Source organism: Streptomyces sp. LE64 (assembly GCF_052606915.1).
Map to the genome: position 1 here is coordinate 6,302,752 of NZ_CP199708.1, position 22,302 is coordinate 6,325,053.

Consider the following 22,302-nt stretch of genomic DNA (forward strand, 5'->3'; position numbering starts at 1 on the left):
GCAGCGAGTGCGGCGCGGGCCCCGACCCCGGCGTCGCCAGACCCTGCTGGACCCTTCGGAGTCGGGGGCATGCCGGACGAAACGAGGATTCAGCCGCGCCCGTGCTTCCTCCGTCGACGCCACCGCCGTCCCGGGGAGGCCCGCCCTTCGCGCGTGGGCCGGGTGATGTCGCGCGGCGTCACTGCCAGGGGAAGGTCCGGGTGTGGGTGATCCGCTCCAGGTGGTAGTACCTCGCCACGCAGCCGCTGGGCCAGGTGCGCTGACCGCCGCGGCCGAAGGGTTCCGTCATCTTGCTGATCGAGGTCGGTCGGTAGGGGAGTTCCCGGGCTCCGCCCGCTGCCCCGGCACGGAGCCACTGGTCTTGGCGGTCCCATTGGCGGGCCCGCACCCGCATGGTGTCCTCCAACGGGGCGAGGGAGAGCGCGAGGGACAGGCACACCAGGCCGCAGACGGCGGTGCCGGCCACCGCGGGCACCACGGTGCTGTGCATGCGCCGGCGCAGATGGTGCCCGAGGAGCACGCCGGCGCCGAGGAGCAGCCCGATGTACACGAACAGGAAGTCGTTCCACAGACGGGTGGACGCCACCACTCCGGGGCCGAAGACCGGATAGGCGGCGAGGGTGCACAGGTAGCCGGAGACCAGGAAGGCCAGGAAGCCGGCGCCCACCAGCAGCAGGTGCTTCACCGGCGGCGTGGTGCCACCGCCGGGTCGGGTGGCGAGCGCACCCAACAGGATTCCGGCCGCCACCGCTCCCAGGTACGGCCAACTGGTGAGGAGCGCCTCCAGGATGTGCGCGAAGCTCTTGGCGGCTCCGCGCAGGGATTCCGGCCCGAGCATGGACGCCAGTCCCGCGTCGCGTCCGTCACGTCGGTTGCGGGAGCCCGGTGACGTGGCGAGCACGAGGCTGCCGATCACCGCTCCGGCGGTTCCCGTGAGGCACCAGATCCGCACGTGGCGCCGCCGGGGGAGCGGGACGATCCAGCGGCTGAGCAGCAACACCCCGACCAGCAGGACCAGGGCGGCGACGGTGGTCTCCTCCGAGAGGGTGCCGACGAAGACGCCGACCAGGAGGACGACGACGAGGGAGACGACCTCCGCGGCCCGCGTCCGCGCTCGGAGCAGCGGGATCACCGCGGCGGCGGCCAGGACGGGGGCGAGGGTGTGCGAGACGGAGGCCGCGGGCCAGTAGAACGTCTTGTAGGTGTTGGGGGAGGCGAACAGGAACAGGACCGTCACCATGGACGCCACCAGCAGCGGCACCCCCGGCGGGACGGTCGCCCCGGCCCGGCGCACCGCCGCGAGGACCAGAGCCCACAGCACGCCGAGCACCACCACCCCGCTGACCAGGGCGAACCACTGGTGTCCGGGAACGCCGAACCGTGCGTAGGCCCAGACGAGCAGGGCGTTCGCCACCCGTCCGTTGTCGTGGACGTAGAACTTGTCGAGCATGGCGACGAGGCCGCCGTCGCGCACCACTGGCAGGAAGCACCAGTCGTCGCCGCTGGGTCGCACCCAGCGTCCGAACCACATGGCGGCGGCGAGCAGCCCCAGGGGCACCAGGGAGCAGATGGCGGCCCAGTGCTCCCTCCACGGCCGGGGGGACGGTGCGCCCCGCTGCCGGCGCGGTTCCCCGGTCGTCCTCGCCGACCGCTGCGGATCGGCCGTTCCGGGCCCGTCGACGACCATGGGTCGTGCCGCCTTCCGTCGATTCTCCTGCGTCGGTATCCGGTGGTGGGCCGTCAGACGGGATCCGACTCGTCCACCGTCCGTCCGACGCCGTCCCGGCCCCGTTCCCGCGATGCCCGGGCCCCCGAGGTGATGGCCCAACGGGCGAGCAGGAAGGACAACGGGGTGACGAGGACCCCTGCGGCCAGCGCGGCGAGGTTCTCGTCCATGCCCAGGTGGTCGACGGCGAGGTAGAGCAGCCCGCCGGCCGCCACCAGGCCGGCGACGCTCGACAGCGGATAGCGGACGAACGCCTGCCAGGTCGGTCTGGTGCGAAGGGTGAGGTAGGTGTTGAGGAGGAACGATCCCACCACGCTGACCACGTACCCGAGCACATGGGCCGCCACGTAGGGGACCCACGGGTTCAACGACACGTACACCATCAAGTAGACGGCGGTGTTGACGAAGCCGATCGTCACGAAGGTCAGGAACTGGCGTACCGCCCGGTGCGCCCGTACCGGGACCCCGGGGCCCGCGCCGACCGGCCCCGTGGGTGGTTCCCCGGCCGGTGGGACCGCGGTGGCCTCGGTCTCGCGCACCACGTAGTGCGGGCGCTTCTTGGCCTCGTGGTAGATGCGCCCCACGTACTCGCCGATGATGCCGAGCGTCACCAACTGGATGCCGCTGAGGGCGACGACCACCGTCAACAAGGTGGCGTAGCCGGGGACCGAAGCCCCGTACAGGGCGACCTTCGCCACGGTCCACAGGGCGAAGGCGACGGCACAGAGGACGACCCAGAGGCCGGTGTGGATGGCCAGGCGCAGCGGCCGGCTGTTGAAGGAGATCAGTCCGTCGATGCCGTAGTTGAGCAGTCGTCTGCTGCCCCACTTCGACGTCCCCGCGGCCCGCTCGCAGTTGTGGTAGGTGAAGTGGACGGTGTCGAAGCCGATCCAGGAGAAGATGCCCTTGGAGAAGCGGTTGCTCTCGGGCAGCGACAGCACGCTCTCCACCGCCCTGCGCGACAGCAGCCGGAAGTCCCCCGACCCGTCGACCACGTCGACGTCCATGCAGTGCCGCACCAGCCGGTAGTAGGCGTGGCTGAGCGTGGACCGCACCCGGCCCTCGCCCACGCGGTCGCGTTGGGCCACCACCTGGTCGAAGCCCTGCCGGTGCAGCGCGAACATCCGCGGGAGGAGTTCCGGAGGGTGCTGGAGGTCGGCGTCCATCATGACGACCGCCCTCCCCCTCGCCATGCGCAGACCGGCGAGCAGGGCCGCCTCCTTGCCGAAGTTCCGGCTGAAGGCCGTGTAGCGCACCCGCGGGTCGGTGGTGGCGATCGCCCGCAGCAGGGACCGGGTGCCGTCGCTGCTGCCGTCGTCCACGTAGCAGACCTCGAACGACTCCCGGGTGGGTTCGACGGCGGAGAGCAGGGCGGTGTGGAAGCTCTCGATCACCTCGGACTCGTTGAAACAGGGCACCACCACGGAAACGCGCGGAGCGGCCACCGGAGACGAGCCCTCCGCGGCGTACCGACCGGCCATCGCCAACCTTCCGAGGAGCCCCCCTCGTCGGATGGGGGGAAGCGGTCGAGCTCCTACGGAGCGGCCGGGACGGAACCGTCCCCGTCGGGCGACGAGGCGTCCGTCCCCGGTGATCCGTAGGGCCTATCCGATGGATATCACTCCCCCGGGGAGTCGGCCGTTCCACGGGCCTGCGCGAGTGAACGCCGGCGTGCGGCGCCCGGTCCCCGGAGCCTTCGTCGCCAAGTACTTCCGCACCTTCGACCACTGGCTGGACGGCGGGCCCTTGCCCTACGACTTCGCGCTGGTCACCGTGAACCCCAACGCACAGGGGCAGCAGGTGGTCAATGCGGTCGGCGGCAACGGCCCGTCCTACAACGACGGCGACACCGAGGACGTCACCACGGCGCGGGCCACACCCAGAACCACTACACCGGCCGCACCAAGACGTTCGACCGGGAATCGGCCCCGATCATGATGGAGGGGGCCGGCTTCACGGGACGGCAGGGGTCCCGCGCGGAGGAGCCGCCTCCGGGCGGTCAGGTGCGGACCCGTGACCACCGTGCGGTCACACGCTCGCGGGACGGCCTTCGAACCGCCAGGGCTTGGCGCGGCGGACGAAGGGGGGAGCCGTCCCGCCGCATGGTTCCCACGCCCGACCATGCCGGCGACCGCGGTCCCACGAGCGTGCCTGGGCGCGCTCGTCTGCCGGGCCGGGGGCGGCCCGGCGGGTGCGTATGCTCACGCGGTGCCCTCGGCGAGCCGGGGCCAGGCGGCCTCGCGCAGCAGGCGCAGGCCGTTGAGGCCGACGATGACCGTGGAGCCTTCGTGGCCGGCGACGCCCAGGGGCAGGGGCAGGGTCCCGATCAGGTCCCAGGCGACCAGGACGGCGATGAACGTGCCGGCGACGGCCAGGTTCTGGATGACCAGGCGGCGTGCGGTGCGGGAGAGCTGAACGATCGAGGGGACGGCGGTCAGTTCGTCGCGGACGACGACGGCGTCGGCGGTCTCCAGGGCGAGGTCGGAGCCGGCCTTGCCCATCGCGATGCCGGAGTGCGCGGCGCCCAGGGCGGGGGCGTCGTTGACGCCGTCGCCGACGACCAGGACCTTGCGTCCCTGGGCTTCCCACTCCTTGACCGCAGCGACCTTGTCCTGGGGCAGCAGGTGGGCACGGACGTCGGTGATGCCGACCTCGGCGGCCAGGTGCTTCGCGGCGCGTTCGTTGTCGCCGGTCAGCAGGACGGGGAGGCGGCCGGTCAGGCGGGCGAGGGCGGCGACGGTGGCCGCCGCGTCCGGCCGCAACCGGTCCGCGATCCCGAGCACGCCCACCGGCTCCTGGTCGCGCATGACGACGACCGCGGTGCGTCCGGCCTCTTCCAACTCGGCCACGACCGCCCGAGGGGCATCGCCGTCCAGTAGCCGGGCCGGGGCTCCGACCGAGACGGTCCGGCCGTCGACGGTGGCGGTGACGCCCTGACCGGGTGCGGAGGTGAAGTCCTCGGCGTCGTCCAGGGGCAGACCGCGTTCGCGGGCGGCGGTGACGACGGCACGGGCGAGCGGGTGCTCGCTGGGGTGCTCGGCCGAGGCCGCCAGGGCCAGGAGCGCGTCCTCGCCCAGGCCGCTGCCGGGCAGCGGGCGCAGGTCGGTGACGCGGGGGGTGCCTTCGGTGAGGGTGCCGGTCTTGTCCAGGGCGACGGTGTCGATCCCCCCGAGGCGTTCCATGACGACGGCGGACTTGACGAGCACGCCGCGCCGGCCGGCGTTGGCGATCGAGGACAGCAGCGGCGGCATGGTGGAGAGCACCACCGCGCACGGCGAGGCCACGATCATGAAGGTCATCGCCCGCAACAGCGCTGCGGAGAGGGTGTCCCCGAAGGCGAGCGGAACGCCGAAGACAGCGACGGTCGCGATCACCATGCCGATCGAGTAGCGCTGCTCGATCTTCTCGATGAACAACTGGGTGGGGGCCTTGGTCTCGGAGGCTTCCCCGACCATCTTCACGATCCGGGCGATCGTCGAGTCCGAGGGGTCGCGCTCGACGCGCACCCGGAGAGCGCCGGTGCCGTTGACGGTGCCGGCGAACACCTGATCCCCGGGCTGCTTGGCGACGGGGAGCGGTTCGCCGGTGATGGTGGCCTGGTCGACGTCGCTGGCCCCGTCGACGACCTCGCCGTCCGCACCGATGCGCCCGCCGGGCCGGACCATGATCGTGTCCCCGACCGACAACCGCCCGGTCTCGACCGTCTCCTCGGTGCCGTCGGGCAGGAGCCGGGTGGCCGTGGTCGGGGCGAGGTCGAGCAGCCCGCGCACGGAGTCGGCGGTCCGCGCGGTGGCGACGGCCTCCAGGGCGCCGGAGGTGGCGAAGATGACGATCAGCAGGGCGCCGTCGAGTACCTGCCCGATCGCGGCGGCCCCCAGGGCCGCGACGATCATCAGGAGATCGACGTCCAGGGTCTTGTCCTTGAGCGCCTTCAGCCCCGCCCATCCGGGCTCCCAGCCGCCTGTGACGTAGGTGGCGGCGAGCAGCACCCCCCACAGCCACACCGGGCCGTCCCACAGGTAGACCGGCAGGGCGAGCAGGAACAGCACGAGCGCCGCGAGCGCCCAGCGGACTTCCGGCAGGGCGAACAGGCAGGCACGGCGCCGGGGCGGTACCGGACGCCCGGTGCCGGCGGGCGGCGCGGACCGCTGCTGGTCCAGGACCGAAGACATGGCGAGACGACCCTTCACGGGCGGAACGGGGCTACGTCCTCACCATACAGGAGCATCTGAACAGATCTTCAGATGTCATCGTTATGATGGAGCCATGGGCCACGGACGCGACACCGCCAACAGCGCCAGCACCCGCGAACGCCTCGACGCGGTCGGCACCACCGACGTCGCCGCCACCCTCCAGGCCCTCGCCACCCCCTCCCGGCTCTACATCCTCGCCCGCCTCCAGGAAGGCCCGTGCTCGGTCGGAGAGCTCGCCGAGGCCGTCGGCATGGAAGCCTCCGCCTGCTCCCACCAGCTCCGGCTGCTGCGCAACCTCGGCCTGGTCACCGGCGAGCGTCAGGGCCGCTCCATCGTCTACTCGCTCTACGACGACCACGTCGCCGAGCTCCTCGACCAGGCCCTCTACCACGTCGAGCACCTGCGCCTGGGCCTGCACGACACCGCGGCCCGCACGACCGTCCCGGCCGCCGCCGGGCGCTGAGCACCGACCCGACGGCCGTTCGGTCCTGCTGGCCGTCGGACCCGGCGCCGGGCGGGATCGCCCGTTTGGCGCGGCGCCCAGCGCGTCAGGATGGCGGGCGATAGCGTGCGCGCATGATGCCGGAGGAGTACCGCGACTTCTTCGCCGCGGCGGCCGGGGCCACGGGCGCCTTGGCCGGTTTGCTCTTCGTCGCCCTCTCGCTGCCTCCGCAGCAGGTGGCCAGGGCGGTGGGCAACACGGACTCCCGCACCTTGGCCTCGGCCGCCCTGCTGGTCTTCACCGACGCCCTGGTGATCTCCCTGGCCGCCCTGGTGCCCGGGGTCGACCTGGGCTGGTGGTCCGCCGTCGGGGGAGTCTGCGTGCTTGCCTTCTCGCTCGCCGCGCTGCGGGTCCGGGACGGCACGGGGCGACGACCGTACGGGTTGGTCGCCGGACTGCTGTGCCTCGTGGTCTTCGAAATCTGGGCCGGAGTCCGCCTCCTGCGCGCTCCGTCGGACCTCGGCGCCGTGCGCGTCCTGTGCTACGTGGTCGTCGCCGACTTGATCTGTGGGATGGCCTGGGCGTGGCAGCTCGCGAGGATGCGCGACACCGGGCTGCTCTCCTCCCTCCGCCGACTGGCCTGGGGCGATGAGCCCGACCCCGCCCCGGCCGCGCACCAGGCATCGGACGCCCCGGAAGACGAACGCCCGCCTGGGAGATGAGACCGCAGGCCCGCGGGACGCGCTCGATCGGTGTCGGCCCGGGAGCGGGCCTTTCCCCGTGGTGGTGGACACGACTCTTTGATCACGCGGTGGGATCCTCACCCCGGCCTGTAGACATCCGGGTGGGCGCCTCCGTGGCAGCGGGGCGATGACGCAGCGGGTCTACCAGTACTCCGTAGAGGTGCAGATGGATACGGCTGAGCTCCATCACGCGGCTGATCAGTGGGATCTCGCGTTGACGTCATTCCCGACCCGCTGATCAGCACCCCCTTCTTCCTGGATGTGGTCCGCCGGTTGCCCTCGCCCGGGCATTAGCATCGTGACAGACATGTCCCGATGCCCGGACCCGCACGGGAGCGGCACCCGGGGACGGTTCAGGTTTGTTGGACAAGGGGTGAGTGACGGTTGTCGATTCGAGCCGGCCGGGTGTTCCTCGCGGTGGTATGCGCCGTGTTCGTCGTCTGCCTGGCGTGGTTCGGTCTCCTGTGGCTGTCGCTCGGCGCTTGGTCAGACGGGTCCGTCGCCCCGATGGTGCTCGCACTGGTCGCGGCGGTCGCCATGATCGTCGGCGTTCCGCTCTGCTCGAATTTCGTGGAAGCCGACATCGACGGGGGATCGATCACTCTCCGGTACGTCTTGCGGCGCCGCCGGGTGATTCCGGTATCGGAGTTCGATGAGGTGGTGCTGTTGCAGGCACTGCGTCTGCCCGCGCTGACCGGGGCGTCCGAGGTGCCGAGGGTGGTGCTTCGAGGACAGAACACGACCGTTGGCGCGTTCACCCCTCGCGACGGTTGTCTGGTGGAGGAGCTGAGAACTCTCGGATTCGAACCGGTTGTCATACGCCGGCAGCTCTCGCCGTTTCAGGCGTGGCGGAACTACCGCAAATCCGTGAGCCTCTCGGAACTGCTCATCGAGCCGCTGCTCTGGGCGTCGATCGGCGTCCCCGTGATCATTGTCGTGTGGTTGCTGTGGGAAGCGGCGAAGGGGTGAGGCCGGCGCCGCTCCTGTACAGGGAAAGCGCCGACGGGACCGTGCGCGCACGCCGAGGCGTATGTGACGAAGTCACTGGCTGGCCGACCTGTTACGCGGCCACGGCCATCGCCGACCTGGGCTTCGTCGGCCTCGACGACAGCGGCCCGGACGACGACCCGGTGGTGATCACCGGCTACAAGGCCGCCCGGAACCGGCCCCTGACCCGTGCCCGGAAGCTCTCCAGCAAGGCACTGGCCGCAGTACGCGCCCCGGTCGAGCACGGCTTCGCGCACCTGAAGAACTGGCGCGTGCTGGGCAAGGTCCGCCCGGAGGTGGGCGACCACGCTGGTGCGGGCCCTGCTGGTGCTGACAAACCAGGAAGTCGCCCGCTGATGACCGATGATCTTGTCGCTGGACTACCGCCCCGGACCTGGCCGAGCGTCCCGACACCTACGCACACCAGCCCACCTGACGTGCAGTTTTCGCGATGCACACCGCTCAGTGAGGGTGCTTGCGGGCGAGCGCCGACGGTCGTTGCGTAGGCTGGCGTCGTCGTGATGAGGGAGCGAGTGACCCAGCTGAGCCTCTCTGCCTGATGGTGCGTCAGGAAAGTCAGCATTGGGTCAGCATCAGTCCTCAGGAACTCGGTGAAAGCTGACCGAACATGCGACTCGTTGTAAGGTGGGGAAACAGCACTTGACCTGCAAAAACGCAGGCAGGGAGCCGATGCCCAGGAGTACCGCGATGTTGCGCACCATGTTCAAGTCCAAGATCCACCGGGCCACCGTCACCCAGGCTGACCTGCACTACGTCGGTTCGGTGACCATCGACGCCGATCTGCTGGACGCCGCCGACCTGCTGCCCGGTGAATTGGTCCACATCGTCGACATCACCAACGGCGCGCGCCTGGAGACCTACGCCATCGAAGGCGAACGGGGCTCCGGCGTCATCGGGATCAACGGGGCCGCCGCGCACCTGGTGCACCCCGGTGACCTGGTCATCCTCATCAGCTACGCCCAGGTGGAGGACGCCGAGGCCCGGGTGCTGCGCCCGCGCGTGGTCCACGTGGACGGGGGCAACCGGATCGTCGCGCTCGGTGGTGACCCCTCGGAACCGGTGCCCGGTGGCGACGCCCGCCGGGGCCCGCACGCGGTGGCGGGTCCGGCCTGAGTCCTCCGGGGCGTGCCTGACCCGCGGGGCGGCGGGGGGCGCGTACCGTCGGTGCCCCCGGAACGTGCGGGAAGGTTCGGCATCCGCCGGTGGTTGCACCGGTCGTGATGATCATCCGGGAAGCGGACCGTGCGGCCCGGAACCCGACCCGCCCCAGAGAACGGACGGCAGCCATGACCGACACGAAGATCCACGACGACCGCGCCGCGGGCCGCCTGGAGGCGCGCACCGAGGGCGGGGACCTGGCCGGCCACATCGCCTACTTCGTGCTGGAGGAGCCGGGCCGCGCACTGGTTCCGGTGCACACCGTGGTGCGTCCGGAGTTCGAGGGCCAGGGCATCGCGGGGTCCCTCGCCCGGGAGCTGTACGGCATCGCCGCGCGGGAGGGGCTGCCGGTCGCTCCGTTGTGCCCGTACGTCGTGAAGTGGGCCGCCCGTCACCCCGAGGAGGCCCCCGCCGCCCACCCGGAGCTGCTGAAGGCAGCGAAGCGGCACGTCGCGGCGCACCCCGAGCAGTGGTGAGCGGCCTCTGACCCCGACCGCCCGTCCGCCGCCGCGCCCACGGCTCACGCGGCGGCGGGCACGGCCGGGTGCGCACCGCAACAGCCGCGGGCGAGCACCTCGTCGGCGGCCACGACCGCGTCCCGCGGGTCCTCGGTCCGGGTCGCTTCGCACAGGGCGCGGGTCACGGCCCGCAGGGCCGTGCGCACGGCCGGGTCCTCCCGTTCGGCGAGGGCGATGCGGAGCGTCGCGTACCGGGTGAGGAGCTCGCGGAGGGCTGTGGGTGAGGGCGTCTGCACGGTGGGGACCTCCTTGGGGTCATCCTGCTTATGGTCCCGTCACGCAGGGTCCACACCTACCCGGTCCAGGGGGCTCCGCCGTGACCGACGCGCACCCTCGACGACGGGATCCGGCCACCACCCGTCCGACCGGGCGGGTGCACGGATCGCGTCCGCGCGGCTGCGGTGCGTAGGCTGCGCACTCGGATGATCACACTGGAGGAGCTGCCCGAGTGAACCGCACCCGTACCGTCCTGGCCGCGCTCGGCACCACGGTGGTGGTGGCCACGGCCCCCGCCGCCCAGGCCGCGGCGCCCGCACCCGCCGGGGCGAGTGCCCGACCGGCCCCCACCCCCGCCCCGTGCAGCGGCGCGCACGAAGGGGACCCGCGGCTCGGCTCCGCGCACCTGCCGGCCAAGCGGGACAGGCCGGTGGGGCCGCTGCTCAAGGGGTGGCAGCGCACCGGGCACCTCGGGTCCCGGGACTTCCTGGAGAAGTACTGGGAGGGGCCGGCCGACACCGGGGGTTGGAAGTACCCGCCCCACGACGGGTTCGCCGAGGTCAACGGCCAGCTCGACAAGGAACCGGCCAAGCTCCGCAAGGGATCGCGCCTGGACCGTTTCGGCTCCGAGTACGGGTCCTACCTGGCCCCCGCCGGGGACGCCTACGCCAAGCGGGCGCTGCCCCCGCAGAGTCTCAACACCCGCGATGCCAGCGTCCCCTGCGACTACCGCGTCTACCGGGTCGCCAAGCCGTTCTGGGTGTGGCAGGGCCGGATAGCCCCCTGGTTCGAGCAGCCCGGCGGCGGCCGGCAGATCAAGCTGGACCCGGTCTTCCTCGACCCCGGCCAGGGCCAGCGGCTCAACGTCAAGTGGCTCCTCGACCACGGCTTCCTCACCCGGGTCGCCCGTTGACCCGGAGTTCCCGTACTGCGCCGGGCGCGGACCGGTGACCGGGTGAACCGCTCCGGGTTGCACCGGGCACTCGTCGCCGCGGGCGTCCCCGATGGCCACTACCGCATCGAGGGCGCCCATGAGCCGGTGCCCACGCCCCCCGACTTCCTGTTCCTGCGCCGGTCGCCGGACGGCGGCTGGGAGACCGGCGTCTACGAACGCGGCCACCACGAGGTGATCGCACACCATCCCACCGAGGCGGGGGCGTGCGCCCATCTGCTGCGGCTGCTCACCTGACCCGTGGCGGGCCGACCCGCCAGAGGGGTGAGTGAAGGGCGCCGGGTCGGGCAGGCGGGGGAGGAATCCAGAGTCATCCACCCCACGGGAGGACACGATGACCCATCCCTACCCCGAGCCCGTACCGCCCGGTCCCACTCCGGGGCCGCTACCGGGTCCGGACCGGCCGCGCCCGCCGCAGCCCGATCCGGTGCCCACGCCGCCCGCTCCCCGTCCGCCGTCCCCGCCCGCCCCCGAACCGGTGCCCCCGCCCTCGCCGATCCCCGAACCGCCCGGTCCGGAACCGGTGCCCCAGCCGGGGCCGGCCGGCTGACGCGCCGGTTGTGCGGCCCCGGTCGGGAGCCCGGGGCCGCAGGGGCCGCTCAGGCGTCCACCTCGGAGCGGTCGCCGCCCCACACGGTGTGGAACGAGCCCGACCGGTCGACGCGCCGGTAGGTGTGCGCCCCGAAGTAGTCCCGCTGCCCCTGCGTCAGCGCGGCGGGCAGCCGTTCGGCGCGCAGGGCGTCGTAGTGGGCCAGGGCCGCCGCGAAGCCGGGCACCGGCACGCCCTGCCGGGTCGCAGCCACCAGCACCGCCCGCCAGTCGTCCTGGGCCGCCCCGATCTCCCCGGCGAAGCCCTCGTCGCCGAGCAGGCTCGGCAGACCGGGGCGGGCGTCGTACGCGGCGCGGATGCGGTCGAGGAAGGCCGCGCGGATGATGCAGCCGTTCCGCCAGATCGCGGCCACCGCCCCCAGGTCGACGTCCCAGCCGTACTCGGCGCTGCCGGCGGCGATCTCGTGGAAGCCCTGGGTGTACGACACGATCTTGGACGCGTACAGCGCCTGTTCCACCTGCCGGGCGAACGCCGCCGCACCGGCCTCGTCGAGCGGCCGGGCGCCCGGCCCCGGCAGGGCGCGGGAGGCCGCGCGCAGGTCGGCGTGGCCGGACAGGGACCGTGCGAACACCGCCTCGGCGATGCTCGACACCGGAACCCCGAGGTCGAGGGCGATCTGGACGGTCCAGCGGCCCGTGCCCTTCTGCTCGGCGCGGTCCTCGACCACGTCCACGAACGGCTTCCCGGTCGCCGCGTCCCGGTGGGAGAGCACGTCGGCGGTGATCTGGACGAGGTAGGAGTCCAGTCGGCCGGTGTTCCACTCGCGGAAGACGTCCGCGATCCGGGCGGGGGAGTAGCCGGCGACATCGCGCAGCAACTGGTAGGCCTCGCCGATGAGTTGCATGTCGGCGTACTCGATGCCGTTGTGCACCGTCTTCACGAAGTGTCCGGAGCCGTCCGGCCCGATGTGGGTGACGCACGGGCTGCCGTCCGCGGCCTTCGCCGCCACCTCCTCCAGCATCGGGCCCAGTGCGGCATAGGACTCCACGGAGCCGCCGGGCATGATGCTGGGTCCGTGCAGGGCGCCCTCCTCGCCGCCGGAGATCCCGGTGCCGACGAAGTGGATGCCCCGCCCCCGCAGTTCGCGCTCCCGGCGTCGGGTGTCCGCGAAGTGGGCGTTGCCGCCGTCGACGATCATGTCCCCCGGTTCCAGCAAGGGGGCGAACTCCCGGATCACCGAGTCCGTCGGTCCGCCCGCCTTCACCATGACCACCAGTCGGCGGGGGCGTTCCAGGGCGGCGACGAACTCCGCTGGGTTCCCGGTCGGCACGAAGGCCCCCTCCTCGCCGTACTGCGCCACGAGTTCGCGGGTGCGGGCGGCGGTGCGGTTGTGCAGGGCGACCGAGTATCCCTTGCGGGCGAAGTTGCGGGCGAGGTTGCGTCCCATCACGGCGAGGCCCGTGACCCCGATCTGAGCGGTGGTGGCCATCTGGTGGCTCCTGACGTCGGAAGTGCCGGTTGCGGTCGTCCCTACCACGCCCCCGTGGCGGGCGACGGTGCCGACACCGGGATTCCGGGAACTTCCGTGCCCACCGGTCCGTTCCCACGGGTTCCGGACCGTAGGTGTGGTGAGGGGGCGTCAGACGACGCGCCGGCGCCGGACGGGCGACTGATTACCCTCTTGTCGGGCTGGTGCGCACCCCGTAGCTTGCAGAATCCTGATGCCTTGGGGGGCGCCCCCACAGGACGACGAGGGGGCACACACCATGACCGTGCGCGGCCGACACCGCAGGGTCCAGCCGAAGCGGATCAACCGAACCTCGCTGACCCTCACCGTCGGCGGCGCCGGCATCGCCATGCCGCTCATCGCCGCGGACCTCGCCCACGGGGCGGACCTCAGCACCTGGAACAAGGTCGCCGCCTGCGAGTCCACCAACGACTGGAACGCCAACACCGGCAACGGCTACTTCGGCGGCCTCCAGTTCACGCAGTCCACCTGGGAGGAGTACGGCGGTCGGGCCTACGCCCCGCGTGCGGACCTCGCCACCCGGGACCAGCAGGTCGCCGTCGCCGAGCGGGTGCTCAAGGGACAGGGCCCGGGCGCCTGGCCCACCTGCTCGGTCCGCGCCGGTCTCACGCGCGGGGGCGACGCCCCCGACATCGCCCCGACCGCCGCCCGGGAGCAGGCCGTTCCGAACGCGATCGCCCGCAACCGGGTACCGGACGCCAAACCGGAGACCACTCCGCAGTCCCGGGCGGGCAAGGCGCGGATGTACAAGGTCGTCAGCGGGGACAGCCTCTCGCAGATCGCCGACGAGCGGCGGGTCGCCGGCGGCTGGCAGCGCCTCTACCAGCGCAACCGCGCCACGATAGGGAGCGACCCCCACCACATCGTCCCCGGCCAGCGGTTGTCCTTGGACTCCCGGACCGGCACGTCCCCCGGACGCCCGGCGGTCGAGCAGCCGGCGAAGAAGCCGACCGCCAAGAAGCCCGCGAAGCGGAAACCGGCAGCGGCCCCGGCAAAACCCCGTCGAGATCCGGCCATTTCCAAGCCGAGGCAGCGGACGGCTCCGGCCACCCGCAGTGACGAGCGCCGCTCCACCGGCGGGCTCTCCGCCCCCGTCGCCGGAGCCACCGGCACCGGCTACCGGGTCTCCGGACAGCACTGGTCGAAGGGCTACCACACGGGCGTGGACTTCCCCGTCCCCACCGGCACCTCGGTCATGTCGGTCGCCAACGGCGAGGTGGTGTCCGCCGGATGGGCCGGATCGTACGGCTACCAGGTCGTCGTCCGGCACACCGACGGCCGGTACAGCCAGTACGCCCACCTGTCGGCGATCTCGGTACGGGCCGGGCAGGACGTGGTGAGCGGACAGCGCATCGGCCGCTCGGGTTCCACCGGCAACAGCACCGGCCCGCACCTGCACTTCGAGGTCCGCACCGGCCCCGGCTTCGGCACCGACATCGACCCGGTGTCCTACCTCCGTGCGGGCGGCGTCCGCCTCTGAAGGGCCGTCCGCCGCCCCGTCCGGGGCGTCAGGCCCGCACCCGGTCGCCCGCCGGAGGGACCGCATCGCGCGGCACCAGGACGCCGCGCCGGCCCGCGGGACGCTTCCGGTGCTGCACCGGAACCGCCAACGCCCCGAAGGGGACGGTCGGCAGCAGGACGCCGGCCTCCCGCCGGGCCTCGAACACCGTCGTCGAGCCGTGGGGCGGGACCGGAGACTCCCGGCCGGCGGGGGACGGCACCACCGGTGCGGCCCGGTCGGCGGCGGCCCGGTCGGTCCGCCGGGCGTCGAGGCCGTCCGTCGGGGACGTTGCCCCGTCCGGCGCGGACGCCCCACCGGCGAGCCGTTCGGTCGTCAGCAGGATCAGACCGCCCGCCGTGACCACCCCGCACCCCAGGGCGAGGAGGGTGCCCGCGGTCCCGTACCGGAACGACTCGCCGAGCAGGGTCAACCCCACGGCCGCGGCCACCGCCGGGTTCGCCACGGTCACCGTCGCCAGCGGCGCCGCCAGACCGGCGCCCCGGTAGGCGGCCTGGGACAGGAACATGCCCGCCGTCGCCATCACCGCGACCCCCGCCAGCACCGGCAGGTTCCACGCCCGGGAACCCGACGTCCACTCCACGGCCAGCGCCTTGGTGAACACCGACCCGATGCCGAACGCCACTCCGGCCGCACCGGCGAGCAACAGGGCCCGCACCGCCGGCCGGTGCCGTGTCGCCCGCCCCGCCGCGGCCAGCGCCCCCAACACGCCCGCCGTCGCCAGGGCCAGCGCCCCCTGCTCCCCGTCCGTCATCGCCCGGTCGGTGCCCGCACCCGTGAGGGCCAGCATCCCGGCCAGACCGGCCCCCGCCATCACCGCACCGCGCCAGGCCGCGCCCTCCGCCTTCCGCCCCGCGAACAGGGCCGCCATCGGCAGTGCGAACACGATGGTGAGTCCGCCGAGCGGCTGCACCAGGCTGAGCGGCCCGTAGGCCAGGGCGATCACGTGCAGCAGCGCCCCCACGCCGTTGAGTCCCACCGCGCCCCACCACGCCGGTCGCCGCACCGGAGCCCGGCCCCGGCCGCCGGCAGCCACGCGCTCCTGGACGATGGCGCCGCCGGCGTACGCCACGGCCGACACCAGGCACAGCACCACCGCGAGCGCGAAGCCGCTCATGCCCGGACCTCCGTGGAACGAACGGGTCGGGGACTGCGGCGCGCCCGCTGCGCCGATGGGTGGCATGTCATGACCCAAGCTTCGTCGCCCGGAGCGCCCCTGTCGTCGTACCTGAGCACGCAATCCGTCCTACTGCCGATGGAGTAGGCCCCCGGGGGCAGCGCTCCTCCGTGGTCCCGGGGAGGGACCCGTGCGGTTCCCGGGACGGGTCGGAGCGGAGCGCCCGTGCTCCCTGGCCGGCCGTCCGGGTGGCGGCGCGACGGCTCCCCCCCCGGCCGCGGCACGGCGCCTTGACCGGCCTCGGAGCACTGCCGAGAATGAGCCCCCGTCGCACCCCTGCCCGCCCCCACCCGGGCAGCCGTCACGACGTACCGGGGCGCCCTCCTGACGCTCCGACACGAGGGACGACGCGGTCGACGGCGACACCCCCTCGGAGGTCCTCCCCATGCCACGGACCAGGCGCCCCCACCGCCCGCGCCGCGCCGCCGCCGCGATGGCGTTCGCCCTGCTCGTCGGGGCGTCGGCCGCGGCGCCCGGCGCGGCGGTCGCTGCCCCGGCCCCGCCCCCGTCGCAACCGGTCGACCTGGTGAACCCGTTCATCGGAACCGCCAACGAGGGCAACACCTACCCGGGGGCCGCCGTGCCCTTCGGCATGGTCCAACTCTCTCCGGACACCGGACACAACACCGGCTACGACCACGCCGACGACCGCATCCGCGGTTTCTCCGCCGTGCACCTGTCCGGGGTGGGCTGCCGGATCGGCGGCGACCTGCCGGTCCTGCCGACCGTCGGGGAGGTCACCGAGACCGACAACGCCGCGTACGCGGTGTCCTTCGACCACGCGGACGAGAGCGCCAGCCCCGGCCACTACCGGGTCGACCTCGCCAACGGCGTCCGCGCCGAACTCACCGCGAGCACCCGCACCGGCGTCCAGCGCTACACCTTCCCCGCGACGGAACGGGCCAACGTCCTGCTCAACGCGGGGCAGGCGCTGCACCGCAACCGCGCCAGCGAGGTCGAGGTCCTCGACGACCGCACCATCCGCACCAGCATCACCGGCAGCGGCTTCTGCCAGGCCACCGAGCCGTACACGGTGCACACCCTCACCCGCTTCGACCGGCCCTTCACGGCCTTCGGCACCTGGCGCGGCGCCACCGTCACCGAAGGCACCACCCGGGCCACCGCGACCACCGGCCGCAGCGGCGCCTGGGTCCGGTTCGACACCCGCGGGGACCGCACCGTGGAGGCCACCACCGCGCTCTCCTACGTCGACGCCCCGGGAGCCGCCGGCAACCTGCGCGCCGAGGGCGGACGCTCCTTCGACCGGGTGCACCGGGAGGCCAGGGCGGCCTGGCACGACCGCCTCGCCGACGTACGGGCCCACGGGGGGAGCACCGAACTGCGGCGGACGTTCTACTCCTCGCTGTACCGGTCCTTCCTCGCGCCCAACGTCGGCAGCGACGCGGACGGCCGCTACCGCGGCTGGGACCAGCGGGTGCACCACGCCCGGGGCTTCACCTACTACCAGAACTGGTCCCTGTGGGACACCTACCGCACCCAGGCCCAACTGCTGGCGCTGCTCGCGCCCCGCGAGTCCCGCGACATGGCCCTGTCGGTCCTGCGGATCGGCGAGGACGGCGGCTGGCTGCCCAAGTGGGGCTACGGCCCCGTCGAGACCAACATCATGACCGGCGACCCCGTCACCCCGTTCCTCACCAACGCCTACCAGCAGGGGTTGCTGGAGGGCCACGAGGAGGAGACCTACCGGGCGCTCACCCGCAACGCGGACGGGGTGCCGCCCGCGGACTCCCCGGCGGTCGGCCGCGAGGGCAACGCCTCCTACCTGGAACACGGGTACGTGCCGTACCTGAAGCGCCCGCACGCCAAACCGGGGGACTCGGACTTCGACCACGGGGCGTCCGCCACCCTGGAGTACGCCCTCGCCGACGCGGCCCTCGCCGAGATGGCCCGCGACCTCGGCCACCACGACGACGCCCGCCGCTACACCGCGCGCTCACGCGCCTACCGGGCCCTGCTCGACCCCGCCACCGGCTTCTTCCGCGCCCGTGACGAGACCGGTGCCTTCACCGGACCCGCCGACCCCGCGCACGGCGTCGGCTTCCACGAGGGCACCTCCTGGCAGTACCAGTGGCTGGTGCCCCAGGACCTGCCGGGCCTCATCGACCTGCTCGGCGGCGCGGAGCGGACCAACGCCCGGCTCGACGCCTTCTTCGCCTACGACCGGCTGCTGGCGGACCCGGCCCGCACCGCCCGCGAGGCATGGGTGAACAAGCCCTACGCCTACTACGGGGCCACCACCTACAACCCGCACAACGAGCCCGACCTCCTCGCCCCGTACACCTACCTCGCCACCGGTCGGCCCTGGCAGACCACCGACGTGGTGCACGCGGCCCTCAGCCTGTACACCGACGCCCCCACCGGAATGACCGGCAACGACGACCTCGGCACCATGTCGGCCTGGCACGTCCTGTCCGCCCTCGGCCTCTACCCCGTGCGCCCGGGCACCGACGTCTGGGGCCTGTCCACCCCCGTCTTCCCCCGGGTGGACCTCTCGCTCGACCGCCGCTTCTTCCCCCGGGGCGGATTCCGCGTGCTGGCGCCGGACGTCTCGCCCGAGCGGCGCTACATCCGGTCGGCCCGGCTCGACGGGGTCGACCACCCGCGCACCCACCTCACCACCGACACCCTGCGCGGGCTGGGCACCCTCTCCTACACCGTGGGCACCACCCCGTCCGCCTGGGGCACCGACCGGGCCGCCGTCCTCCCGGCCACCGGCGCGACGGGGCCCTGACCCGTCCGCGCACCGCCGGCCCGCACCACCGGCCCCGCGCCGCTGTTTGGCGCCAGGACGCGCCCCTCACGTAAAGTTCCGCTTTCGGACACCAACCACCCCCGCCCCCGGGGCGTCCCGGGGCGCGGCGGCGCGAGCGGCACGAGGAACGGCATGACGGCGACAGATGACCTGCCCACCTACGGTCCGGGCATCGACCCGGAACGGCTCGCCGTGTGTCTGAGCGTGCTGGAGGAGCTCGACGAACTGGACGTCGACCACCCCGACGCGATCACCGTCCGACGTGCCACCGCCGGCATCTACCGCACGGTCAAGCAGCGCCGCCGCCAGGACCGCAGGGCGGCCAAGACCGCGCACGACCGGGCCGTCACCGAGGCCACCGCCACCGGCTCCGCCGACCGCATCGACGACGAGACCCAGGGCATCCTGCCCTCCGGGACCGCCACCGGCGAACTCGCGGGGATACTCCAGCGTCCGCGCTCCTGCTACACCTGCAAGGCGCGGTACGTCGAGGTCGACGCCTTCTACCACCAGCTGTGCCGCGCATGCGCCGCCGCCAACCGGGCCAAGCGCGAGGCCGGGACCGATCTGAGCGGCAAGCGGGCGCTGCTCACCGGGGGCCGCGCCAAGATCGGCATGTACATCGCGCTGCGGCTGCTGCGTGACGGCGCCCACACCACGATCACCACCCGGTTCCCCAACGACGCGATCCGACGCTTCGCGGCGATGCCCGACAGCGCCGACTGGATGCACCGGCTCAAGATCGTCGGCATCGACCTGCGGGACCCCGCCCAGGTGGTCGCGCTCGCCGACTCGGTGAGCGCCGCGGGACCCCTCGACATCCTGATCAACAACGCCGCCCAGACCGTCCGCCGCTCCCCGCAGGCGTACGGCGAGCTGCTCGCCGCGGAGTCCGCGCCGCTGCCCCCGGGCGAGCTGCCCGCCGCCGAGATCATCGGGGGGTTCGGCTCCGGAGCCGTCGCCGCGCTGCCCGCCGCCCGTGCGGGAGGACTCTCCGCGCAGGACGTCACGGAGCTGGCCCTGGTCTCCGGTTCGGCCTCCCTGGCACGGATCGCCGCGGGCACCGCGATCGACGCCGGCGGACTCGTGCCCGACCTGCACGCCAGCAACAGCTGGGTGCAGACCGTCGAGGAGGTGGACCCGGTGGAGCTGCTGGAGGTGCAGCTCTGCAACTCCACCGCGCCGTTCATCCTCATCAGCCGGCTCCGCCCGGCGATGGCCGCCGCCGTCGAGGCCGGGGCGCGCCGGGCCTACGTCGTCAACGTCTCCGCGATGGAGGGCGTCTTCGACCGCGGTTACAAGGGCGCCGGGCACCCGCACACCAACATGGCGAAGGCCGCGCTGAACATGCTGACCCGCACCAGCGCCCAGGAGATGTTCGAGAAGGACCGCATCCTGATGACGGCCGTCGACACGGGGTGGATCACCGACGAGCGTCCGCATCCGGACAAGATCCGGCTCGCCGACGCCGGGTTCCACGCCCCGCTGGACCTGATCGACGGCGCGGCCCGGGTGTACGACCCGATCGTGCGCGGCGAGGCCGGCGAGGACCTCTACGGCGTCTTCATGAAGGACTACGCGCCTGGCAAGTGGTGACCCGGAGGGGGCCGGTGCGGGCGTTCCTTCCGCCCGGCACCGGCCGCCGTCACCCGGACGGACCCATTCCGGTGTGCGCCGCGCCGCGGATCATGGCCAGATGACATACATCGGGGCCGGGACGCCCGTATTTGTTATCCACGCTATAGAGCGGACGTCCGCTCAAATGGTTACTCTGTACCGAACGGACGGTACCGAGGGGTTCGCACCCGAGCCCCCCTTCGACACCGCCCGCCCGGGGCGACCCCTCACACGATCCGCCCCGGCGAGTTGCCGGCGCCACCGCGTCCGAACTGCCCTCTAGCCAAGCCCGAGCCGGCGCCGGGCGCCCACCGACAGGGTGCGGGCTCCTTGCCCGGAGGGCGACCCGACACAGAAGGAGTGCGCGGTGACATCGGAGAAGACCACCGACGAACAGACCACGGAGCCCCCGGAACGGCCCGCCCGTCGTGGCCCGGAGACGCTCGGCAGCCTGGAGGTCTGGTCCCGCTCGGCGCCGATCAGGCTCGCCGGGTACGAGGACGACCTCGCCGAGCCGCACATCCTGCCCAGCGTCGACTGACCCGGGACCCGCCGCCTCCCGGCGCCACCGCCGGACTCGCCGGCACGTCGATCAGGGAGGCGCGGCGGTCGGCCGCCGGAGCCGACGACCCGGGCGACCGGTCGCGGATCCGGCCGTTCCGGCACGAGATCGTCGCGGCGGGCGAGACGTACACCTGGGACCGGTCGGGCTGCACCTCAGGTGCCGGGCGCTGCGACCCCTCCCGCAGCCCGGGTCGGCGGGAGGAAGTCCCGGACGTAGCCACGGGTCCAACAGGCCCCCGTCTCCCGCAGTTCGCGCCCCGTGCTGAAGGCGTAGCGGAACAGCCTGGCCCGGACGTACCGGGGCGGTGCGTCCGGGGGGAACGGCGAGTGCCGCAACAGCCGCAGGGTGTCCCGGTCGCCGGCCAGCAGCCGCTCCACGAGCGCACCGAACCAGGGGTGGGCATAGGCGGGGGAGAGCGCGGCGAACCACATCAGCCAGTCCAGCCGCAGATGGTACGGCGCGAACTGACGCGGCCACCGGCGCAGGTCGCCGGGCTTGCCGCGGAACTCGTACGCCAGCCAGGTGCCGTCCTTGCGGGGCACCGGGTCGGCGGTGCCCTCGATGACGATCTCGTACCGCACCCGGCTCACGCTGCCGAAGGCCCCGTAGCTGTTCACCAGGTGCAGGGGATCGAACGAGCGGTTCATGACCTGCCGGCGCGACACCAGGTTCCGGGCCGGCCGGAAGCTCAGCACCACCACCAGCGCCGTCACCGCGCACACCACGACCGCGTACCAGACCGGGGGAGCGGCGGCGGCCGGCTGCGGGCCGGACACCGCCGAGAGGTCGAGCACCGACACCGCCAGCACGATCGTCAGCCAGTTGAGCCAGGCGAAGTTCCCCGACAGGACCAGCCACAGCTGGGAGACGATCATCAGCGCCGCGGCCGCGCCCGCCACCGGCTGCGGAGCGAACAGGAACACCGGCACCACGAGCTGGGTCACGTGGTTCGCCGCCGCCTCCACCCGGTGCAGGGGGCGGGGCAACCGGTGGAAGAACCAACTGAGCGGGCCCGGCATCGGCTGGGTCTCGTGGTGGTAGTACAGACAGGTCAACCGTCGCCAGCAGGCGTCCCCCCGCATCTTGATCAGACCGGCGCCGAACTCCACCCGGAAGAGCACCCAGCGCAACAACAGCAACACCAGCACCGGTGGCGCCACCTCGTCGTTGCCCAGGAAGACCGCGAGGAACCCCACCTCCAGCAACAGCGACTCCCAGCCGAACCCGTACCAGGTCTGCCCCACGTTCACCACGGACAGGTACATCGCCCAGGGCACCGCCCACAGCAGCATCGCCGCCCACAACGGCACCACCCGGTCCACCCCGACCAGCAGGCCCGCCGACACCGCACAGCCGGTCCACGCCCAGCCGGCGAAGAACCGGTCCGAGTAGTGCCACCGGAACACGCTGGGGGCGGCGCGGGCACGGGTGCGCGCCACATGGGCCCGGATCGGGAGCATGCCCCGGTCGCCGAGGAGCGCCCGGAACTGCCGGGCCGCTCCGAGGAAGGCGCACAGGTACACGACGGCCAACCCGCGCTGGAAGAGCAGCCGCGCCAGTTCGTAGTCCGGCTCCGTGAACCACCGCACCCCTCCATTGTGACGTCCGTCACCCTCG

Annotated in this window: 19 protein-coding genes and 1 pseudogene; 13 read left to right on the forward strand and 7 right to left on the reverse strand. The window is 72.9% G+C overall.

All coding sequences use genetic code 11. From position 1 onward, the window contains the following. Positions 1-178 precede the first annotated feature (178 nt). Entirely contained in the window at positions 179-1,687 is a 1,509-nt protein-coding gene (locus tag ACSMX9_RS28045; RefSeq protein ID WP_445398168.1) for a DUF6056 family protein, read from the reverse strand. A 53-nt stretch (positions 1,688-1,740) separates the two neighbouring features. Continuing rightward, the gene (locus tag ACSMX9_RS28050) at positions 1,741-3,207 is read right to left on the reverse strand and encodes a glycosyltransferase (RefSeq protein ID WP_445398170.1); all 1,467 of its coding nucleotides are present in this window, start codon (positions 3,205-3,207) and stop codon (positions 1,741-1,743) included. A gap of 190 nt (positions 3,208-3,397) precedes the next feature. Between ACSMX9_RS28050 and ACSMX9_RS28055 the strand changes: the two genes are divergently transcribed. Then, positions 3,398-3,664 (forward strand): hypothetical protein, encoded by a 267-nt coding sequence (locus ACSMX9_RS28055; RefSeq protein ID WP_445398172.1) that lies wholly within the window; start codon positions 3,398-3,400, stop codon positions 3,662-3,664. Positions 3,665-3,927: 263 nt separating this feature from the next. Here the strand turns inward: ACSMX9_RS28055 and ACSMX9_RS28060 are convergent, their stop codons facing one another. Then, a complete protein-coding gene (locus tag ACSMX9_RS28060) occupies positions 3,928-5,898 on the reverse strand; it encodes a heavy metal translocating P-type ATPase (RefSeq protein WP_445398174.1) in 1,971 nt (656 codons plus the stop codon). 94 nt (positions 5,899-5,992) lie between these two features. Between ACSMX9_RS28060 and ACSMX9_RS28065 the strand changes: the two genes are divergently transcribed. From ACSMX9_RS28065 to ACSMX9_RS28090, 6 genes and pseudogenes are all read left to right on the forward strand, one after another. Continuing rightward, on the forward strand, positions 5,993-6,382 hold the full coding sequence (locus ACSMX9_RS28065) for an ArsR/SmtB family transcription factor (protein ID WP_445398176.1): 390 nt from the start codon (positions 5,993-5,995) through the stop codon (positions 6,380-6,382). Between the two features lie 113 nt (positions 6,383-6,495). Next, entirely contained in the window at positions 6,496-7,083 is a 588-nt protein-coding gene (locus ACSMX9_RS28070) for a hypothetical protein (protein WP_445398178.1), read from the forward strand. Between the two features lie 405 nt (positions 7,084-7,488). Next, positions 7,489-8,073, forward strand: a complete 585-nt coding sequence (locus ACSMX9_RS28075) for a hypothetical protein (protein ID WP_445398180.1) — start codon at positions 7,489-7,491, stop codon at positions 8,071-8,073. Positions 8,074-8,177: 104 nt separating this feature from the next. Next, positions 8,178-8,448 (forward strand): annotated as a pseudogene (locus ACSMX9_RS28080) (transposase family protein); the annotation flags it as partial. Between the two features lie 351 nt (positions 8,449-8,799). After that, positions 8,800-9,225 (forward strand): aspartate 1-decarboxylase, encoded by a 426-nt coding sequence (panD, locus tag ACSMX9_RS28085; protein ID WP_445403119.1) that lies wholly within the window; start codon positions 8,800-8,802, stop codon positions 9,223-9,225. A gap of 107 nt (positions 9,226-9,332) precedes the next feature. Further along, positions 9,333-9,746, forward strand: a complete 414-nt coding sequence (locus ACSMX9_RS28090; protein ID WP_445403120.1) for a GNAT family N-acetyltransferase — start codon at positions 9,333-9,335, stop codon at positions 9,744-9,746. Between the two features lie 44 nt (positions 9,747-9,790). Here ACSMX9_RS28090 and ACSMX9_RS28095 read toward each other — a convergent pair whose 3' ends face one another. Next, a complete protein-coding gene (locus ACSMX9_RS28095) occupies positions 9,791-10,024 on the reverse strand; it encodes a DUF5133 domain-containing protein (RefSeq protein ID WP_445398182.1) in 234 nt (77 codons plus the stop codon). Positions 10,025-10,236: 212 nt separating this feature from the next. Between ACSMX9_RS28095 and ACSMX9_RS28100 the strand changes: the two genes are divergently transcribed. Continuing rightward, positions 10,237-10,917 (forward strand): TNT domain-containing protein, encoded by a 681-nt coding sequence (locus ACSMX9_RS28100; protein WP_445398184.1) that lies wholly within the window; start codon positions 10,237-10,239, stop codon positions 10,915-10,917. Between the two features lie 42 nt (positions 10,918-10,959). Next, positions 10,960-11,193 carry a hypothetical protein gene (locus ACSMX9_RS28105; protein WP_351241691.1) on the forward strand — a complete coding sequence of 78 codons (234 nt, stop codon included), beginning with the start codon at positions 10,960-10,962 and terminating at the stop codon, positions 11,191-11,193. A 362-nt stretch (positions 11,194-11,555) separates the two neighbouring features. On the opposite strand, the gene gndA is transcribed toward ACSMX9_RS28105, so the two are convergent. After that, on the reverse strand, positions 11,556-12,995 hold the full coding sequence (gene gndA, locus ACSMX9_RS28110) for an NADP-dependent phosphogluconate dehydrogenase (protein WP_445398186.1): 1,440 nt from the start codon (positions 12,993-12,995) through the stop codon (positions 11,556-11,558). Positions 12,996-13,272: 277 nt separating this feature from the next. Here gndA and ACSMX9_RS28115 point away from each other — a divergent pair, with 277 nt between their 5' ends. Next, entirely contained in the window at positions 13,273-14,514 is a 1,242-nt protein-coding gene (locus ACSMX9_RS28115) for a transglycosylase family protein (protein WP_445398188.1), read from the forward strand. A gap of 28 nt (positions 14,515-14,542) precedes the next feature. Here the strand turns inward: ACSMX9_RS28115 and ACSMX9_RS28120 are convergent, their stop codons facing one another. Then, positions 14,543-15,670 (reverse strand): DMT family transporter, encoded by a 1,128-nt coding sequence (locus ACSMX9_RS28120; protein ID WP_445398190.1) that lies wholly within the window; start codon positions 15,668-15,670, stop codon positions 14,543-14,545. 445 nt (positions 15,671-16,115) lie between these two features. Here ACSMX9_RS28120 and ACSMX9_RS28125 point away from each other — a divergent pair, with 445 nt between their 5' ends. The 3 genes from ACSMX9_RS28125 (at position 16,116) to ACSMX9_RS28135 (ending at position 20,661) form a co-directional block, all read left to right on the forward strand. Next, the gene (locus ACSMX9_RS28125; protein ID WP_445398192.1) at positions 16,116-18,482 is read left to right on the forward strand and encodes a GH92 family glycosyl hydrolase; all 2,367 of its coding nucleotides are present in this window, start codon (positions 16,116-16,118) and stop codon (positions 18,480-18,482) included. Between the two features lie 153 nt (positions 18,483-18,635). Continuing rightward, on the forward strand, positions 18,636-20,099 hold the full coding sequence (locus tag ACSMX9_RS28130) for an SDR family NAD(P)-dependent oxidoreductase (RefSeq protein ID WP_445398194.1): 1,464 nt from the start codon (positions 18,636-18,638) through the stop codon (positions 20,097-20,099). Positions 20,100-20,487: 388 nt separating this feature from the next. Next, entirely contained in the window at positions 20,488-20,661 is a 174-nt protein-coding gene (locus ACSMX9_RS28135; RefSeq protein ID WP_366113959.1) for a hypothetical protein, read from the forward strand. Between the two features lie 176 nt (positions 20,662-20,837). Here the strand turns inward: ACSMX9_RS28135 and ACSMX9_RS28140 are convergent, their stop codons facing one another. Beyond that, the gene (locus tag ACSMX9_RS28140; RefSeq protein WP_445398196.1) at positions 20,838-22,274 is read right to left on the reverse strand and encodes a lipase maturation factor family protein; all 1,437 of its coding nucleotides are present in this window, start codon (positions 22,272-22,274) and stop codon (positions 20,838-20,840) included. Between the last annotated feature and the right edge of the window lie 28 nt (positions 22,275-22,302).